A 16,752-nucleotide genomic window follows, 5' to 3' on the forward strand; every position below is an offset into this window, starting at 1 on the left:
CTACTCCTGACTGGTTGAGGCCCGACCGGCTGACGAAGCAGGTTCGGTGTTCGCGTCGGCAGCGGCCAGGAAGGCCGGCCGCTCTCCGCCGCCGTGCATTCGCAGCACCGCGCCGCTGACGTAGCCGGCAAGCGGAGAAGCGAGGAAGGCGGCACAGTTCCCGACATCTTCCGGGTCGGCCAGCCGGCCCATCGGGACGGTCGCCGCGACGGCGTCGACGCCGGCTTCGGAACCGTAGTGCAGGTGGCTGGACTCCGTCCGAACCATACCGACCACGATCGAATTGACCCGCACCTTGGGCGCCCACTCCACGGCCAACGAGGTGGCCAAGCTGTCTAGTCCCGCCTTCGCTGCGCCGTATGCTGCGCTGCCCGGCGACGGCCGGCTGCCGCTCACGCTGGAGACCATCACGATCGCCCCGCCCCGCTCCTGCCGCTGCATCACCGCGTTCGCCGCCTGGGCCACCGAGAGGGGGGCCAGCAGGTTCAACCCGACCACCTTGGCGTGGTAGTCCGCGGAGGCATCGGCGGCCAGCCGGAACGGGGCGCCGCCGGCGTTGTTCACCAGCACGTCGAGCCGTCCGTACCGGTCGACGATGTCGGCGACCAGCTGTCGCACCGCATCCGGGTCGCGGACATCGCACGGCAGGAACCCGGCACGACGCTCCCCGACCGCCACCGGCACGTCCGGCGGCCGCCGGGCACAGACCAGCACCGTCGCCCCCGCGGACAGGAACACCCGAGCGATTCCGGCACCGACACCGCGCGCCCCACCGGTCACCAGCACCACAGCGTCGTCCAGATCGAGGCAGATGCTCACCGTGTTAACCTACCAAGCAATCGCTTGGTAGGCCATCGAGAGCAGGGAACCATATGGGGATCAGCACCGCCGCGGGCGGACCCGGCATCGCGGTCGTCACGATCGACTACCCGCCGGTCAACGCCTTCCCCACCCAGGGTTGGTTCGACCTGGCCGACGCCGTCCGCGCCGCCGGACGGGACGCGGACAATCGGGTGGTGGTGATCCGCGCCGCGAACCGCGGCTTCTGCGCCGGCGTGGATATCAAGGAGATCCAGCGCAATCCGGGACATCAAAGCCTGATCGACGCCAATCACGGCTGTGCCGAAGTGTTCTCCGCGGTGTACGACTGCGCGGTACCGGTCGTGACTGCGGTACAGGGCTTCTGCCTCGGTGGCGGGATCGGCATCGTCGGCAACTCCGATATCGTGGTTGCCGCCGACGATGCGACGTTCGGGCTGCCCGAGGTGGACCGGGGCGCGCTCGGCGCCGCGACCCATCTGGCCCGCCTGGTGCCGCAACACCTGATGCGGGCGTTGTTCTACACCGCCGCCACGATCGGCGCCGCCGAGCTGCATCGCTACGGCTCGGTGTTCCGGGTGGTCCCGCGGGCCGAACTCGACGCCGTGGCGCTCGAGGTCGCCGGGCAGATCGCCGCGAAGGACGGTCGGGTGATCCGGGCCGCCAAGCAGGCGCTGAACGGGATCGACCCGCAGGACGTGCACCGTAGCTACCGGTACGAACAAGGCTTCACCTTCGAGCTCAACCTGTCCGGAGCGGCGGACGAGATCCGGGACCGGTTCGACGGCGATCTGGCCGCGCAACGCGCCGAGAAGGGCTGATCCGGTGGCAGACAAGCGGATGACCCCGGACGAGGTGGCCGGCGAGCTGCGCAGCGGCATGACCGTCGGGATCGGCGGCTGGGGTTCCCGGCGCAAGCCGATGGCGCTGGTCCGGGCCCTGCTGCGATCCGAGGTCACCGACCTCACCGTGGTGACCTACGGTGGGCCGGACCTCGGCCTGCTCTGCTCGGCCGGCAAGGTCCGCAAGGCCTACTACGGCTTCGTCTCGCTGGACTCCGCCCCGTTCTACGACCCGTGGTTCGCCCACGCCCGCACCACCGGCGCGATCGAGGTGCGCGAGATGGACGAGGGGATGCTCAAATGCGGGCTGGAAGCGGCGGCCGCACGGCTGCCGTTCCTACCGATTCGGGCCGGACTCGGCTCGGACATCCCCGAATTCTGGGGTGACGAACTCCGCACGGTCACCTCGCCCTACCCCGGGCCGGACGGCGTCGCGGAGACGTTGACCGCCATGCCGGCACTGAATCTCGATGCAGCGCTGGTGCATCTGAATATCGCCGATGCCCGGGGCAACGCCGCCTACACCGGCGTCGACCCGTACTTCGACGATTTGTATTGCCTGGCCGCCGAACGGCGGTTCCTCTCCGCCGAGCGGGTCGTGTCGACCGAGGAACTGGTGGGCGCGGTCGAGCCGCAACGACTGTTGATCAACCGGATGATGGTGGACGGGGTGGTCGAAGCGCCGCGCGGCGCGCACTTCACCCTCGGCGCGGCCGACTACCCGCGCGACGAGAAGTTCCAGCGGCACTACGCCGAATCGGCCACCGACCCGGCAACGTGGGCGGCGTTCCAGGCCACCTATCTGGCCGGCAGCGAGGCCGATTATCAGGCGGCGGTCGCACGATTCGAGGAGGGCGACGGTGCCTGATCAGGCGAGTGGCGACGAGATCAGCCGTGCCGAATACTGCGCGATCGCGTGTGCCGAGATCTTCGCCGGCGCGGGCGAGATCATGGCCAGCCCGATGGCGACGCTGCCGTCGATCGGCGCCCGGCTGGCCCGGCTGACCACCGAGCCGGACCTGCTGATCTCCGACGGTGAGGCACTGTTCCTGGCCGATACCCCGGCGCTGGGTACGACCGGCGCGATCGAGGGCTGGATCCCGTTCCGCCGGGTGTTCGACCTCCTCGCGAACGGACGGCGGCACGTGGTGATGGGCGCGAACCAGCTCGACCGCTACGGCAATCAGAACCTGTCCGCGTTCGGCCCGGTGCAGCACCCGACCCGGCAGATGTTCGGTGCCCGCGGCGCCCCGGGAAACACGGTCAATCACGCCACCAGCTATTTCGTCCCCCGGCACTCGAACCGAGTGTTCGTCGACCGGGTCGACATCGTCTGCGGCGTCGGCTACGACCGAGTGCTACCCGGCGATCCGGCTTATCGGTTCCATCACCTGCACCGAGTCGTGTCCAACCTCGGCGTGTTCGACTTCACCGGGCCGGGCGGCACCCTGCACGCGCGCAGCCTGCACCCGGGAGTCACGGCCGCCGACGTCGCGGAGAACACCAGTTTCGAGATCGACGGCCTGGCCGACGCCCCGCCGACCCGCGAGCCGTCGGCCGACGAGCTGCGGTTGATCCGAGAAGTCATCGACCCCAAGGGGTTGCGCGAGCGCGAGGTGCGCGGATGAGCCGACTGCGAACCCAGCTGACCGACCTGGTCGGCATCGAACACCCGGTCGTACAGACCGGGATGGGCTGGGTGGCCGGACCGGGACTGGTCGCGGCGACGGCCGAGGCGGGCGGGCTCGGCATTCTGGCGTCGGCGACCATGACCTATCCGGAGTTGGTCGCGGCGATCGGTAAGACCAAGGCACACACCGACAAACCGTTCGGGGTGAACATCCGCGCCGACGCCGCCGATGCCGAACAGCGGATCGACCTGCTGATCAGGGAACGGGTGAAGGTCGCCTCGTTCGCCCTCGCCCCGCGCGAGGATCTGATCCGCAAGCTGAAAGCAGCAGGCGTGGTGGTGATCCCGTCGATCGGCGCGGCCAAGCATGCCCGCAAGGTGGCCGCCTGGGGTGCCGACGCGGTGATCGTGCAGGGCGGCGAAGGCGGTGGGCACACCGGTCCGGTGGCCACCACGCTGCTGCTGCCGTCGGTGCTGGACGCGGTGGACATCCCGGTCGTCGCCGCCGGCGGGTTTTTCGACGGCCGCGGGTTGGCCGCCGCACTGGCCTACGGCGCTGCCGGGGTCGCCATGGGCACGAGATTCCTCCTCACCCGGGAAAGTTCGGTGCCGGATTCGGTGAAGCAGGAGTACCTGCGCCGCGGCCTCACCGACACCACGGTGTCGCGCAAGGTGGACGGGATGCCGCACCGGGTGCTGAATACCGAGCTGGTCCAGGCGCTGGAACATTCCGGCCCGGCGCGCGGGCTGGCCGCCGCGGTCCGCAACGCGACCAAGTTCAAGCAGCTGACCGGCATGCGCTGGAGCACGCTGGTCCGCGACGGTCTCGCGATGCGGAAAAGCAAGGACCTCACCTGGTCCCAGGTCGTGATGGCCGCGAACACGCCGATGCTGTTGCGCGCCGGTCTGGTCGAGGGCAACACCGAGGCCGGCGTGCTCGCGTCGGGTCAGGTGGTCGGGATGCTGGACGACCTGCCCACCTGCGCCGAGCTGATCACCGGGATCGTCGACGACGCCGTGGCTCGGATCGGCGCGATCGGCGGGCTGGTCGACGAGTAGCGCCGTCGTAGCCGGGCTGCAATGCGCGAGTGGCTACCTCTCGCCGGAGCCTCACCGAATGACGGCCGCGATCGCGGCGATCTCCACCAGCGCACCCGGCACCCCGAGGCCTGCCACCCTCGCGGCGGTAACCAACGGCGGCTCGTCGGACGCAAGATCGGCGGCGATCGCACCGTACGCCGCCGCGAGGTCTGCCCCCTCGACGAGGAGCACCGTCCACTGGATTACGTCGCCGACCGTCGCACCCGCCGATGCCAGCGCGGTCTTCGCGTTGGCCAGCGCGCGCACCGACTGCGCGGCCACATCATCTCCGCCGACGAGCACACCGTCCGCGTCGACCGAGTTCTGCCCGCCGATGTAGATCGTCGTCGCGCCGGGCGGAACCACCGCGACGTGGCTGAAGGCCGGACTGCGGACGAGCCCTTCGGGGCGGAGACGCTGGATCGAAGTCACGGCCTCACCATGACACGTCCCACCGACACGCCAAATCAAGGCACTCGGAGGCACTCCACGGCGAGCATGACCGCGAGTGAGTTGTCGACCAGCCGTTTTGATCGCGACGTACGGTGCTCCCACGCCGTCCCCGGAGCCAGGTCCTTCTCAGGTCCGCCGCTGTGCGTTTTGAGTGTTTGAGCCTACTATGGAGCCATGACCGAAGTGATCGCGCACGACCAGGCCCAGCGCTTGCGCTCAGCCATCGACGACGCGTTGAACGCTTCCACCGACGACGACGCAGCGGTCTCGGAGTCGGTGCGGACGGCGCTGTTCCGTGTCCTGGACGTGCTGGAGACCAGCGGCGGCGTGGTCGTCCTGCCCGCCGATGCGTTCGTGGGCACACAGCAAGCCGCCGAGCTGCTCGGCGTCAGCAGGATGACCGTGGTGCGGCTGATCGACCGGGGCGAACTCGCCGAAGAGGGCGGGGGAGTCCACCGCAGAATCGCGGCCTCAGAGCTGGAGCGCTACCGTGTCGCCGCGCGACCGCGCCGCCGCGCCGCGCTGCGCGAGCTCGCACAAGACGTCTCGGAGGGCGACGCCGACCGAGTGATCAGCACCCGGTGACGCCTCCAGCCGCCGTCCTCGACGCCTGCACGCTGGTCCCGATCCGCCTCGCGTCGACGCTGCTGTGGATCGCCGAGGCCGGCCTCTTCCAGCCGCTGTGGTCGGAGGAGATCCTCGACGAAGTCGAGCGCAACCTACCCAAGATCGGCGTAGAGCCGGCGCGGGCCAAACGCCGGGTCGCAAACATGCGCTCCGCGTTCGGCGCGGAAGCGCTCGTCGACGGGTTTGACGGCCTGATCGACCGGATGCTGTGCCACCCAAAGGACCGACACGTCCTCGCCGCCGCGGTGCACGAGAACGCAGACGCCCTGGTCACGTTCAACCTGAAGGATTTCCCGCAGAAGCCGTAGAGCCGCACGGGGTCGAGGCCGTCCACCCGGATCTATTCCTGCTTCGGCTGCTGTACGAGTGGCCCGACGACGTCCTGAGTGCCCTGGAGACTGGAGTCCGAGATCTCCGCAATCCGCCCGAGACCGTGGGCGGCTGGCTGGCCCACCTCACCCCGACGGTGTCCATATTCGCAAACCTCGCCGCCGACGCCCTGCGCGAGCCCCCGGGCTCGGTCAGCCCGGTGCCCGCGATGGTCCGGTCCGACGAAGAGGCGGCTGCTCGGGCGATGGGCGAGCCCGGGGACCTGACCAACCCGGCGCAAGTGGCCGTCCTCTGGTACTCCGGGCTTCTCGGCGATCTCGCCGCGGCGCGGGCACTGACGTACGCTCCCGCGGCTTGGGGCGACTACCGGTGGGCGATCGACCATGTCGAACGGCGGTCCTTGGCCTCGAAGGTCATCCCGGCTGTCGACGCTCCCGACCGCATCGCCTTCATGCGGTTCGTCCCGCAGGTCGCGCAGTCCTCGCGCGTCTTCCAAGCGTTCGTCACGGCGGCGACGTTCATCACGCTCCTCCGGCTCGACGACGGGAGCTGGCGGGTCTGGGGGCTCGGCCCCAGGATGCCGCCAGCGCTCGAGATCATCGGAGAACGGCCCGTAGGCTGAGCGCTGTGAAGGTGATCCTGTTCGGCGGCACCGGGATGGTGGGCCAGGGCGTCCTGCGTGAGTGCCTGCGCGACGACGCGGTGACCGAGGTGTTGGCGGTCGGCCGCAGCCGGCTCCCGCAACGTGACCCGAAGCTGACCGAACTGATCCACGCCGATCTGGCTGATCTGACGCCGGTACGCGACCGCCTCGCCGGCTACGACGCCTGCTTCTTCTGTCTCGGCGTCTCCTCGGTCGGGATGAGTGAGCCAGACTACCGGCACACCACCTACGACCTGACGCTGGCGGCAGCCCGACCGATCGCGGAGCTGAACCCGGGCAGCACCTTCGTCTACGTGTCCGGCGCCGGGACCGACACCGACGGCCGGCAGATGTGGGCGCGGGTCAAGGGCGAGACCGAGGACGCGGTGCGCGCCCTGCCACTGCAGACCTACCTGTTCCGGCCGGGAGTGATCCGTCCGCTGAACGGGATCGAGTCGAAGACCCGCTGGTACCGGCTCGGCTACGCGGCCGCGGGCCCGATATTCGCTGTGCTGCAACGCACCTCGAACCTGGTGGTCACCACCGAGCAACTCGGCCAGGCGATGCTGGAAGTCGCGCAGCACGGTTCGCCGGAGGTCGTCGTCGACAACCGGCGGATCGCCGACCTTGCCGGCCGGTACGCCGCGGGCCGATAGCTATCCGGGTTCCGGCAAGCCGCCCAGGGCGTGTAACAGCTGCACGCAGTGCGCGACGAACGCGTCCCGGCCTACCTCCAGTCGCCCGGCGACATACTCGTGGAACAGGTGCGATAGCGCGCCGGCCAGGCTGGTCGCGACCAGTGCCCGATGCTCGGCCGACGACCCGGATGGCAGCTGCGCGGTGATCCGTTCGGTCAGAGTGCGGCCGACGCGCTCCACATGGACGTACAGGCCGGGCTCGGTCATCGGCGCGAGAAACAGGATGCGGCCCTTGTCCGGCTGGTCGATGGTGAGGCCGACCACGGCGTCCACCGCAGCGGCAGCCACGGCCGCGGGCGGCGCCGCGGCCACGGCGGCCTGGACGGTGGCGTCCACCTCGCGCTCGACCGCAGCGAATACTGCCGCGACCAATTCGTCTCGGTTGGTGAAGTTCTCGTAGAAGTACCGCTCGGTGAGCGACGCCGCCCGACAGACTGCGCGCACCGAGACGGCCGCCCCGCCGCCATCGGCCAGCAGTTCGTGTGCCGCAGCAAGGAGTTGCTCCCGCCGCCCGGCTCGGCGCTCGGCCATCGTGGTACCGGCCCATGATCTGCTGCGCGTCGGCATACCCACCAGTTCTAATTGACTACACCCGTTGTACATCTTACCGTGGGGTGATGAACGCGATGCCGGCAGTGCGGGCGAACACCGACCGACGCCGGCTCGATGGCGGAGCCGGCGCTTTCGACATTCGCGACTATCTCGACAACCGGGCCATCCTGTTTGCCGGCACCGCCAATTCGATCATGCAGCTGTCCTGGCCGGAGATCGGCTACGGGGTGTACGAGAGCAAGGTCACCTCGGGCAGCATCATGTACCACCCGTGGAAGCGACTGCGCACCACGACGACCTACCTGGCGGTGGCCCTGCTCGGCACCGAGTCCGAGCGAGCGGCCTACCGCCAGGCGGTGAACGGGCAGCATCGGCAGGTGCGGTCCGGGCCGGACAGCCCCGTCGCGTACAACGCCTTTTCGCGCGACCTGCAGCTCTGGGTCGCCGCCTGTTTGTACTACGGCACAGTCGATGTCAACGAGCGGATGCACGGCCCGATCCCCGCCGCCCATCGCGAACCGCTGTACCGGTACTGCGCCCGGCTGGGCACCACCCTGCAGATGCGCCCCGACCAGTGGCCCGCCGATACCGCAGCGTTCGCGCGGTATTGGCAGGACGGCCTGGAGCGGGTGAGCATCGACGACACCATCCGCGACTATTTTCATCGGCTGATGAATCGGGAGTTCCTGCCTTCGTGGCAACGCACCGGCCGGCGGCAGGCCCGGACCCTGACCATCGGCTTTCTGCCACCGGAGTTCCGCGCGGCACTGCAGGTGGAGTGGAGTGATTCGGATCAGCAGCATTTCGACACGGTGCTCGCGAAAGCCGGAGCGCGGGCCCGCCGGGAGCCCCGCGCGGTGCGCAACGCTGCGTTCACCGCGGCGCTGACCGACCTGCGCGCGCGCCGACTGCTCCGTCGCCCGTTGGTGTAAACGTTCCGCGCCCGTGCCCGTCGGGCCGGCGGTACCGGTTCAGCCCAGCCGCTCGATGATCGTCGCGTTCGCGGTACCGCCACCTTCACAGATGGTGAGCAGCCCGTAGCGGCCGTTGCGCCGTTCCAGTTCGTTCAGCAGGGTGGCGAAGAGCTTGGTGCCGGTGGCGCCGAGCGGGTGACCGAGTGCGATCGCCCCGCCGTGCACGTTCACCCGGTCCGGGTCGGCCCCGACCTCCTTCAGCCAGGCCAGCACCACCGGCGCGAACGCCTCGTTGATCTCGATCACGTCGATGTCGTCGATGCTCAGGCCGGTCTTGGCCAGCGCGTACCGCGTCGCCGGGATCGGCCCGGTGAGCATGAAGACGGGGTCGGCGCCGCGGGCGCTGAGGTGATGGATCCGGGCGCGCGGGGTGAGCCCGTGCCGCTGCACCGCGTCCGCCGAGGCGAGCAGGGTCGCGCTGGCGCCGTCGGAGATCTGGCTGGCCACCGCCGCCGTCAGCCGGCCGCCGTCGACCAGGGTCTTCAGCCCGGCCATCTTCTCCAGGCTGGTCTCGCGCGGCCCCTCGTCGACCAGGACGTCGCCGACTCCGACGATCTCGGCGGAGAAGGTGCCGTCGGCGATCGCCTGCCGGGCCCGGGTGTGGCTGCGCAGCGCCCACTCCTCCATATCCAGCCGCGAGATGTCCCATTTGCCGGCGATCAGTTCGGCGCCGTGGAACTGCGAGATCTCCTGTTCGCCATAGCGTTCCCGCCATCCGGGCGAATCGCCGAACGGGGTCTCGAAGCCGTACTCCCGGCCGGCCAGCATCGCCGCCGAGATCGGGATCGCGCTCATGTTCTGCACGCCGCCCGCCACGATGAAGTCGGCGGTCTCGCTCATGATCGCCTGCGCACCGAAATGCAGTGCCTGCTGGCTGGAGCCGCATTGCCGGTCGACGGTGACGCCGGGCACCTCCTCCGGGTAGCCGGCGGTGAGCCACGCGGTGCGGGCGATGTTGCCGGCCTGCGGGCCGATCGCGTCGACACAGCCGAAGATGACATCGTCGACCTCGGCCGGATCGATATCCACCCGGTTCAGCAGGCCCTGCAACACCGCTGCGCCCAGGTCGGCCGGGTGCACCCCGGACAGCGCTCCCCCGCGTTTGCCGATTGCGGTGCGGACGGAATCGATGACGTAGGCCTCGGGCATGTACTACTCCTTGTTTCCCGGAGGGGCGGCGCCGGGATCGGCCAAGCCGTCCAGCACGATCGACAGATATTGCTTGGCAACACTTTCCGCGGTCAGCGGTCCGCCGGGGCGATACCAGCGCACCGCCACCCAGACGGTGTCCCGCAGAAACCGGTAGGCCAGCTCGACATCGGCGTCGGCGCGGAAACTGCCGTCCGTGACACCGGCCCGCAGCACACCCAGCCAGAGCTCCCGGAACTCGGTATTAGGTTGCGCGATATAGCCGAACCGGGGCGAATCCTGCAGCCGCCGGGCCTCGGCCTGATAGATCGCCACCGCCGCATGCTCGGTATCGATCGCCGCGAACGAAGCAACCACCAATGCCGCCAGCGTGTCTCGCGGATTCAGCCCGGCCTCGACGATCTCCCGGTAGCGCCCGAACAGGTCGTCCAGGAAACCGCGCAGAATCTCGTCGACGATCGATTCCTTGGAATCGAAATGGTGATACAGACTGCCGGACAGGATGCCCGCCGCGTCGGCGATATCGCGCACAGTCGTCGCCCGCAGCCCACGCTCGGCGAACAACGTGGCAGCAAGCGCCAGCAGTTCGTCGCGGCGGGTCGGTCCGGTCACCGGGCCATTCTATCAACCAAGCGCTTGCTCGGTGCAGCGCTGACCTCGGTCGCCGATTGGTCAGCCGTCGTTTGCGTCGTGCTGATCGAGCTGTGTGGTCAGGTCGGTTCGACTCGGCGGATCGAGCGAGCCGAGGCGAGCACCGAACTCGTCGGGGTGGTCGCGACGCAGCCGGCTCAGCGCGCGTAGGTCGACGTCCGCCTCCGGAACCCCGATGTCGAGCCGGGTCGCCAACGCGCGGATGTGCCACTCGATCGCAGCCGCCGCATCGCCGGTGTCCCGCGCCAGGACACCCAACTGGCTCCAGCTATTGGCCATGCCGGCGCGGTTGCCGAGCTCCTCGAAGATGGTGCGGCAGCGCTGATATTGGCGGTGTGCTTCCGGGTAATCGCCCTGATCCCGGGCGAGGATCCCGAGCTGGCCGTAGCTGTTGGCCATGCCGGCGCGGCTGCCGAGCTCCTCGAATATGGTGCGGCAGCGCTGATATTGGCGGTGTGCTTCCGGGTAGTCCCCCCGGTCCTGCGCAAGGATCCCGAGCCGGTGGTAACCGATGGCCATGCCGGCGCGGTCGCCGAGCTCCTCTTCGATAGCGAGGGAACGTTCGTATTGGCGTTGCGCTTCCGAGTCGTCCCCCCGGTCGTGGGCGAGGGCCCCGAGCTGGCCGTAGCTGGTGGCCATGCCGGCGCGGTCGCCGAGCTCCTCGAAGATGGCGAGGGAACGTTCGAACTGGCGTTGCGCCTCCGGGTAGTCCCCCCGATGCTCGGCGAGGACCCCGAACTCGTAGTAGCTGGTGGCTATGCCGGCGCGGTTGCCGAGCTCCTCTTTGATGGTGAGGGAACGTTCGAACTGGCGTTGGGCCTCCGGGTAGTCCCCCCGGTCCTGGGCAATGATCCCGAACTCGTGGTAGCTGGCGGCCATACCGGCGCGGTCGCCGAGCTCCTCGAAGATGGTGAGGGAACGTTCGAACTGGCGTTGCGCCTCCGGATAGTCCCCCCGGTCCCGGGCAAGGACCCCGAACTCGTGGTAGCTGGCGGCCATACCGGCGCGGTCGCCGAGCTCCTCGAAGATGGTGCGGCAGCGCTGATAATGGCGGTTCGCTTCCGGGTAGTCACCCCGGTCGTGGGCGAGGATCCCGAGCCGGCCGTAGCTGTTGGCCATGCCGGCGCGGTCGCCGAGCTCCTCGTCGATGCTGAGGGAACGTTCGTACTGACGTTGCGCCTCCGAATAATCGCCCCGGTCCTGGGCGAGCATCGCGAGAGTGTGGTAGCTGGCGGCCATGCCGGCCCGATTGCCGAGCTCCTCGTCGATAGCGAGGGAACGTTCGTACTGGCATTGCGCCTCCGAGTAGTCCCCCCGGTCGTGGGCAAGGATCCCGAGCTGGTGGTAACCAGCGGACATACCGGCCCGGTCGCCGAGCTCCTCTTTGATGGTGAGGGAACGTTCGTACTGGCGTTGCGCTTCCGGGTAGTCCCCCCGATGCTCGGCGAGCATCGCGAGAGTGTGGTAGCTGGTGGCCATGCCGGCCCGATTGCCGAGCTCCTCGTCGATAGCGAGGGAACGTTCGTACTGACGTTGCGCCTCCGAGTAGTCCCCCCGGTCGTGGGCAAGGATCCCGAGCTGGTGGTAACCAGCGGACATACCGGCCCGGTCGCCGAGCTCCTCTTTGATGGTGAGGGAACGTTCGTACTGGCGTTGCGCTTCCGGGTAGTCCCCCCGATGCTCGGCGAGCATCGCGAGAGTGTGGTAGCTGGTGGCCATGCCGGCCCGATTGCCGAGCTCCTCGTCGATAGCGAGGGAACGTTCGTACTGACGTTGCGCCTCCGGGTAGTCCCCCCGATGCTCGGCGAGCATCCCGAGAGTGTGGCAACTGGTGGCCATGCCGGCCCAGTCGCCGAGCTCCTCGTCGATAGCGAGGGAACGTTCGAACTGACGTTGCGCCTCCGAGTAGTCCCCCCGGTCCCGGGCAAGGATCCCGAGATGGTGGTAACCAGCGGACATACCGGCCCGATTGCCGAGCTCCTCGTAGATGGTGAGGGAACGTTCGAGCTGGCGTTGCGCCTCCGAGTAGTCCCCCCGGTCCCGGGCAAGGATCCCGAGATGGTGGTAACCGGCGGCCATACCGACACGGTTACCGAGCTCCTCGAAGATGGTGAGGGAACGTTCGTACTGGCGTTGCGCCTCCGAGTAGTCCCCCAGGTCCCGGGCAAGGATCCCGAGCCAACCGTAGCTGGCGGCCATACCGGCGCGGTCGCCGAGCTCCTCTTTGAGGGTGAGGGAACGTTCGAACTGGCGTTGCGCCTCCGAGTAGTCCCCCCGATGCTCGGCGAGCATCCCGAGCTCGTGGTAGCTGGCGGCCATGCCGGCCCGATTGCCGAGCTCCTCGTCGATTGCGAGGGAACGTTCGTAGTGGCGTCGCGCCTCCGAGTAGTCCCCCCGGTACTGGGCGAGCATCCCGAGCTCGTGGTAGCTGGCGGCCATGCCGGCGCGGTCGCCGAGCTCCTCGTCGATTGCGAGGGAACGTTCGTACTGGCGTTGCGCTTCCGGGTAGTCCCCCAGCAACAGGGCAAGCATCCCGAGCTGGTGGTAACTGGCGGCCATGCCGGCGCGGTCGCCGAGCTCCTCGTCGATGGTGAGGGAACGCTGATAATGGCGGTGCGCTTCCAGGTAGTCCCCCCGCAACTGGGCAAGGACCCCGAGCTGGTGGTAACTGGTGGTCATGCCGGCCCGATTGCCGAGCTCCTGGTTGATGGTGAGGGAACGTTCGTACTGGCGTTGCGCTTCCGGGTAGTCCCCCCGATGCTCGGCGAGCATCCCGAGCTGGTGGTAACTGTTGGCCATGCCGGCGCGGTCGCCGAGCTCCTCGTCGATGCTGAGGGAACGTTCGTACTGGCATTGCGCCTCCGGGTAGTCCCCCAGCAACAGGGCAAGCATCCCGAGCTGGTGGTAGCTGGCGGCCATGCCGGCCCGATTGCCGAGCTCCTCGTCGATAGTGAGGGAGCGCTGATATTGGCGGTGCGCTTCCGGGTACTCCCCCAGCAACTGGGCAAGGACCCCGAGCTGCTGGTAACTGGTGGCCATGCCGGCCCGATTGCCGAGCTCCTCTTTGATGGTGAGGGAACGTTCGTATCGGCGTTGCGCCTCCGGGTAGTCCCCCCGGTCCTGGGCAAGGATTCCGAGCTGGTGGTAACCGGCGGCCATGCCGGCCCGGTCGCCGAGCTCCTCGAAGATGGTGAGGGAACGTTCGTACTGGCGTTGCGCCTCCGGGTAGTCCCCCCGGTCCTGCGCAAGGATCCCGAGCTGGTGGTAACCGGCGGACATACCGGCCCGGTCGCCGAACTCCTCGAAGATGGTGAGGGAACGTTCGTACTGGCGTTGCGCCTCCGGGTAGTCCCCCCGATGCTCGGCGAGCATCCCGAGCTGGTGGTAACTGTTGGCCATGCCGGCGCGGTCGCCGAGCTCCTCTTTGAGGGTGAGGGAACGCTGATATTGACGGTGCGCTTCCGAGTAGTCCCCCCGCGACTGGGCAAGGATCCCGAGCTGGTGGTACCACGCGGCGCGACGGGGGTCTGTGTCCGAAAGCCGGCCGAGGACGTCGTGGATCAGCGTCGATTCTTCCTCGTAGGCACCGATCGTGTGCAACCGGTTCACAGTCGCTTCGGCGATCCCGTACGCACGCTCAGCGTCCTCCGCCACCAATGCCTGATGACGGGCTTCGCGCAGATCCCTCACGTCGACCTCGATCTCGACGACGCCGGCCAGCAGCGGCTCCAGGTTCTCGACTCGGGCGATCATCACCGAGTCGCGCAACCACCCGTCGACACTGTTGTAGCGCGCCGACACCACCCCGACCACCACGTCGTCGGAATTCCGGCGGACCGGCGCACCGCCCATCCCCCTCATGACGGCGGATGCGGATAACCGACCGAGCGGGACCTGATCGTCGCGGGTGAGCCCGCCGGACCACTCACCGAGCGCGTCGAGGTGCCGATGGGAGTGCTCCGGGTCGGACATACCGACCACGCCGGTGACCGTCACCGGCGTGCGTCGCTCCACCCAGTCGGTCGCCGACCAGCCGACCACATCCGAACCCAGCGCTCCGGTGGTCGTCAGCACCGCCAGGTCGTGCACCGGATCGACCCGCTGCACCGTCGCCGGAAACGGCTCGACCCCGCCGGCCAGCGCATCGACCCGGACAACGCCGCCCACGTCGCCCACGCCGAGATCGTTCAGCACGTGCCACGCCGTCACCAACACCCCCGCCCGCACCTGGAAGCAGGTACCGATCGGCGCGCCGGCGTGATCCAGCACTCGCCCGAGATAACCGGGCACCCACTCGTCGCTCACGCGGGGGTCTCCGACCGGTGCGCCTCGTAGGTCAACGCCACCTCGAGTGTGGCCTCGCCCGCCACCGGCACCACCTGGAGCAGTATGTCGACCTCGCCGACCCGCATCTTCTCGTATCGGCCAGGCATCGGCAGCCCCCTGCATCGCATCGGTTGAGACGGAAATCACAACCGATCGTATGGCGCTACACCGCCCCGCGCACCATGCTCGACGCCGGTCGCCGGCAGTATCGATCGAGCGAATGACGCATCGCTGCCGATAGCGGGCCCGGCACGGCCCACAGCAGAGCGACCACTCGAGTCTCACCAGCGATACGTTGAGCTGCTGACCGAGACCGTCACCGTCCGCGAGCTGCGCAACAACGGTGGCGAGGTACTGCGCCGGGTCGAACACGGCGAGCGGATCGTGGTCACGCGCGACGGGACCCCGGTGGCCGAGCTCAACCCCGTTACCGCGACCGAACATTGGTTCGAGCGAACTGGTCCGCCGGCGCCGCCATCTACCGCCGGTCGATCCGAGCGAATTCCGCTCGGATGTCGACAGCGTGATCGACGCATCGCTGTGACCATCCCCTGTGATCAGCGCCGTCACTCTCGCCGGGCTATCCGTCGGCCCCCACGTCGCACGAACGGAGGCCGAACGCGGAGCTCGTCAACGTCCGATCACACGTCCCGATCCGGCTTCGATTGAGCCCGTTCGTCGAGAATCGCGAACGACCGACGCCTGCGTTGCCAGCAAGCGGCCGAACCGAACTGTGACCTGCCGTCTCTACGCTGGTTGTCGATGCGATACAGCTTTACCGGTTCTACCCGGACTCTCGGACGGCAAACCCGCGTCTGCCGCCGACTACTAGCCTGGATCGTCGGAGCGACGGCCACCTTGACCCTCGCCGCCCCGCCTGGATTCGCCGCACCGGACCAACCGTCGGCCGCAACCTCGGGCCCGAGCTGCCCGACGGCGCGCTGCACCACGATCACGATGACCGGCGACATGCTACTGCATCCTGGCCTGTGGCAGCAGGCCCGCGACGATGCCGCGGCCGCCGGGCAGCCGGGCTACACCTTCGTGCCGATCCTCGAAGGGCAGCGGCGCTATCTGCAGCACAGCGATCTGGCGATCTGCCATCAGGAGACGCCGGTGGGCACACCGGACGGCCCGTTCGCCGGCTACCCGTCGTTCAACGTACCGCCGCAGATCACCAGCGCGGCAAAAGCTGTCGGATACCGCGCCTGCACCACCGCGAGCAACCACACGATCGACTGGGGCATGGCGGGCGTGGTCCGCACTCTCGACACCCTCGCCGCGGCCGGGCTCTCGCATACCGGCTCCTATCGGAGCGAGGCCGAATCGCACGGGATTCTGCTGCTGAGCTCCCCGACGGCGACCGTCGCGGTCATTGCCGGGACCTACGGCCACAACGGGCAGATCCCCGAGTTCCCTTGGGAAGTAGATGAACTCGATCCGGCACGGATGATCGACAAGGCGCGTCGGGCGATCGCTGCCGGGGCCGACATCGTCATCGGCGTGATGCACGCGGGCGACGAGTACGCGAGCGAGCCGAATCAACAACAGCGCGAGGTATCGCACGCCCTGGTCGACAGTGGACTGTTCACCATGGTGTACGGCCACCACTCCCACTCGGTACTGCCGATCGAGAAGTATCGCGGCGCGTGGATCGCCTACGGCCTGGGCAACGGCATCACCGAGTTGCACCCGACCCAAGTCGTGAACAACGAGGGCCTGCTGCTGCGGGTCCAGTTCGGTCAGCAGCTCGACGGGCGATGGACCGCGACCGATCTCGCCTGGGCACCGTCGGTGATGGTGGCCAACCCGTTTCGCTGGTGCTCGGTGGCCGGTGACGCCCCGCAGGGCGTGTGCAGCACCCCGGAGGCGGACGCTGCGACCCGCCAGCGCACCCGGACCGTGGTGGAGGCGGCCGGTGCCGCGGCAGCCGGCGCACACGAACTGCTGATCACCGGCGAGCACTGAGCCCGCACCT

At 68.6% G+C, this 16,752-nt stretch carries 18 protein-coding genes and 1 pseudogene; 12 read left to right on the top strand and 7 right to left on the bottom strand.

Annotated elements, in window-relative coordinates; all coding sequences use genetic code 11:
• Positions 1 to 819 carry an SDR family oxidoreductase gene (locus KV203_RS17220; RefSeq protein WP_373279259.1) on the bottom strand — a complete coding sequence of 273 codons (819 nt, stop codon included), beginning with the start codon at positions 817 to 819 and terminating at the stop codon, positions 1 to 3.
• A 53-nt stretch (positions 820 to 872) separates the two neighbouring features.
• Here KV203_RS17220 and KV203_RS17225 point away from each other — a divergent pair, with 53 nt between their 5' ends.
• The 4 genes from KV203_RS17225 to KV203_RS17240 are packed head-to-tail and all read left to right on the top strand — an operon-like array spanning position 873 to position 4,350.
• Positions 873 to 1,640 carry an enoyl-CoA hydratase family protein gene (locus KV203_RS17225; RefSeq protein WP_066474268.1) on the top strand — a complete coding sequence of 256 codons (768 nt, stop codon included), beginning with the start codon at positions 873 to 875 and terminating at the stop codon, positions 1,638 to 1,640.
• A 4-nt stretch (positions 1,641 to 1,644) separates the two neighbouring features.
• Entirely contained in the window at positions 1,645 to 2,529 is an 885-nt protein-coding gene (locus KV203_RS17230) for a CoA transferase subunit A (protein WP_083530308.1), read from the top strand.
• Entirely contained in the window at positions 2,522 to 3,289 is a 768-nt protein-coding gene (locus tag KV203_RS17235) for a CoA-transferase subunit beta (protein WP_066474274.1), read from the top strand. The genes KV203_RS17230 and KV203_RS17235 overlap by 8 nt, the downstream gene beginning before the upstream one ends.
• Entirely contained in the window at positions 3,286 to 4,350 is a 1,065-nt protein-coding gene (locus KV203_RS17240) for an NAD(P)H-dependent flavin oxidoreductase (protein WP_066474275.1), read from the top strand. Before KV203_RS17235 ends, KV203_RS17240 begins: the two co-directional genes overlap by 4 nt.
• A gap of 51 nt (positions 4,351 to 4,401) precedes the next feature.
• Here KV203_RS17240 and KV203_RS17245 read toward each other — a convergent pair whose 3' ends face one another.
• Complete coding sequence (locus tag KV203_RS17245; protein WP_066474276.1) at positions 4,402 to 4,803, bottom strand: RidA family protein; 402 nt, start codon at positions 4,801 to 4,803, stop codon at positions 4,402 to 4,404.
• Between the two features lie 195 nt (positions 4,804 to 4,998).
• On the opposite strand from KV203_RS17245, the gene KV203_RS17250 reads away from it, so the two are divergent.
• The 5 genes and pseudogenes from KV203_RS17250 to KV203_RS17265 all read left to right on the top strand — a co-directional run bounded on the left by KV203_RS17250 (position 4,999) and on the right by KV203_RS17265 (position 7,080).
• Positions 4,999 to 5,409, top strand: a complete 411-nt coding sequence (locus KV203_RS17250; protein WP_066474277.1) for a helix-turn-helix domain-containing protein — start codon at positions 4,999 to 5,001, stop codon at positions 5,407 to 5,409.
• The gene (locus KV203_RS17255) at positions 5,406 to 5,759 is read left to right on the top strand and encodes a PIN domain-containing protein (protein ID WP_066474280.1); all 354 of its coding nucleotides are present in this window, start codon (positions 5,406 to 5,408) and stop codon (positions 5,757 to 5,759) included. Before KV203_RS17250 ends, KV203_RS17255 begins: the two co-directional genes overlap by 4 nt.
• Positions 5,660 to 5,872 (top strand): annotated as a pseudogene (locus tag KV203_RS20160) (hypothetical protein); the annotation flags it as partial. The gene KV203_RS17255 and the pseudogene KV203_RS20160, both read left to right, overlap by 100 nt.
• A 12-nt stretch (positions 5,873 to 5,884) precedes the next feature.
• On the top strand, positions 5,885 to 6,403 hold the full coding sequence (locus KV203_RS17260; RefSeq protein WP_066474282.1) for a hypothetical protein: 519 nt from the start codon (positions 5,885 to 5,887) through the stop codon (positions 6,401 to 6,403).
• A gap of 5 nt (positions 6,404 to 6,408) precedes the next feature.
• Entirely contained in the window at positions 6,409 to 7,080 is a 672-nt protein-coding gene (locus KV203_RS17265) for an NAD(P)H-binding protein (protein WP_246600202.1), read from the top strand.
• On the opposite strand, the gene KV203_RS17270 is transcribed toward KV203_RS17265, so the two are convergent.
• Entirely contained in the window at positions 7,081 to 7,653 is a 573-nt protein-coding gene (locus KV203_RS17270; protein ID WP_217996015.1) for a TetR/AcrR family transcriptional regulator, read from the bottom strand.
• Positions 7,654 to 7,739: 86 nt separating this feature from the next.
• Between KV203_RS17270 and KV203_RS17275 the strand changes: the two genes are divergently transcribed.
• On the top strand, positions 7,740 to 8,606 hold the full coding sequence (locus KV203_RS17275) for an oxygenase MpaB family protein (RefSeq protein ID WP_246600203.1): 867 nt from the start codon (positions 7,740 to 7,742) through the stop codon (positions 8,604 to 8,606).
• Positions 8,607 to 8,645: 39 nt separating this feature from the next.
• Here the strand turns inward: KV203_RS17275 and KV203_RS17280 are convergent, their stop codons facing one another.
• From KV203_RS17280 to KV203_RS19960, 4 genes are read right to left on the bottom strand one after another with little or no spacing between them, the layout of a single operon-like run.
• Positions 8,646 to 9,797 carry an acetyl-CoA C-acetyltransferase gene (locus KV203_RS17280; RefSeq protein WP_066474287.1) on the bottom strand — a complete coding sequence of 384 codons (1,152 nt, stop codon included), beginning with the start codon at positions 9,795 to 9,797 and terminating at the stop codon, positions 8,646 to 8,648.
• Between the two features lie 3 nt (positions 9,798 to 9,800).
• The gene (locus tag KV203_RS17285; protein WP_066474296.1) at positions 9,801 to 10,409 is read right to left on the bottom strand and encodes a TetR/AcrR family transcriptional regulator; all 609 of its coding nucleotides are present in this window, start codon (positions 10,407 to 10,409) and stop codon (positions 9,801 to 9,803) included.
• 60 nt (positions 10,410 to 10,469) lie between these two features.
• Entirely contained in the window at positions 10,470 to 14,753 is a 4,284-nt protein-coding gene (locus tag KV203_RS17290) for a tetratricopeptide repeat protein (protein WP_218821000.1), read from the bottom strand.
• A complete protein-coding gene (locus KV203_RS19960) occupies positions 14,750 to 14,881 on the bottom strand; it encodes a hypothetical protein (protein WP_255246976.1) in 132 nt (43 codons plus the stop codon). Before KV203_RS19960 ends, KV203_RS17290 begins: the two co-directional genes overlap by 4 nt.
• Before the next feature lie 247 nt (positions 14,882 to 15,128).
• On the opposite strand from KV203_RS19960, the gene KV203_RS19815 reads away from it, so the two are divergent.
• Together KV203_RS19815 and KV203_RS17300 are read left to right on the top strand one after the other, a co-directional pair.
• Entirely contained in the window at positions 15,129 to 15,443 is a 315-nt protein-coding gene (locus KV203_RS19815) for a type II toxin-antitoxin system Phd/YefM family antitoxin (protein ID WP_246600978.1), read from the top strand.
• A gap of 288 nt (positions 15,444 to 15,731) precedes the next feature.
• Positions 15,732 to 16,742 carry a CapA family protein gene (locus KV203_RS17300; protein WP_217996027.1) on the top strand — a complete coding sequence of 337 codons (1,011 nt, stop codon included), beginning with the start codon at positions 15,732 to 15,734 and terminating at the stop codon, positions 16,740 to 16,742.
• Positions 16,743 to 16,752: the final 10 nt, after the last annotated feature.

Origin of the sequence: Skermania piniformis, assembly GCF_019285775.1 — a bacterium.
Classification (GTDB): Bacteria; Actinomycetota; Actinomycetes; order Mycobacteriales; family Mycobacteriaceae; genus Skermania; species Skermania pinensis.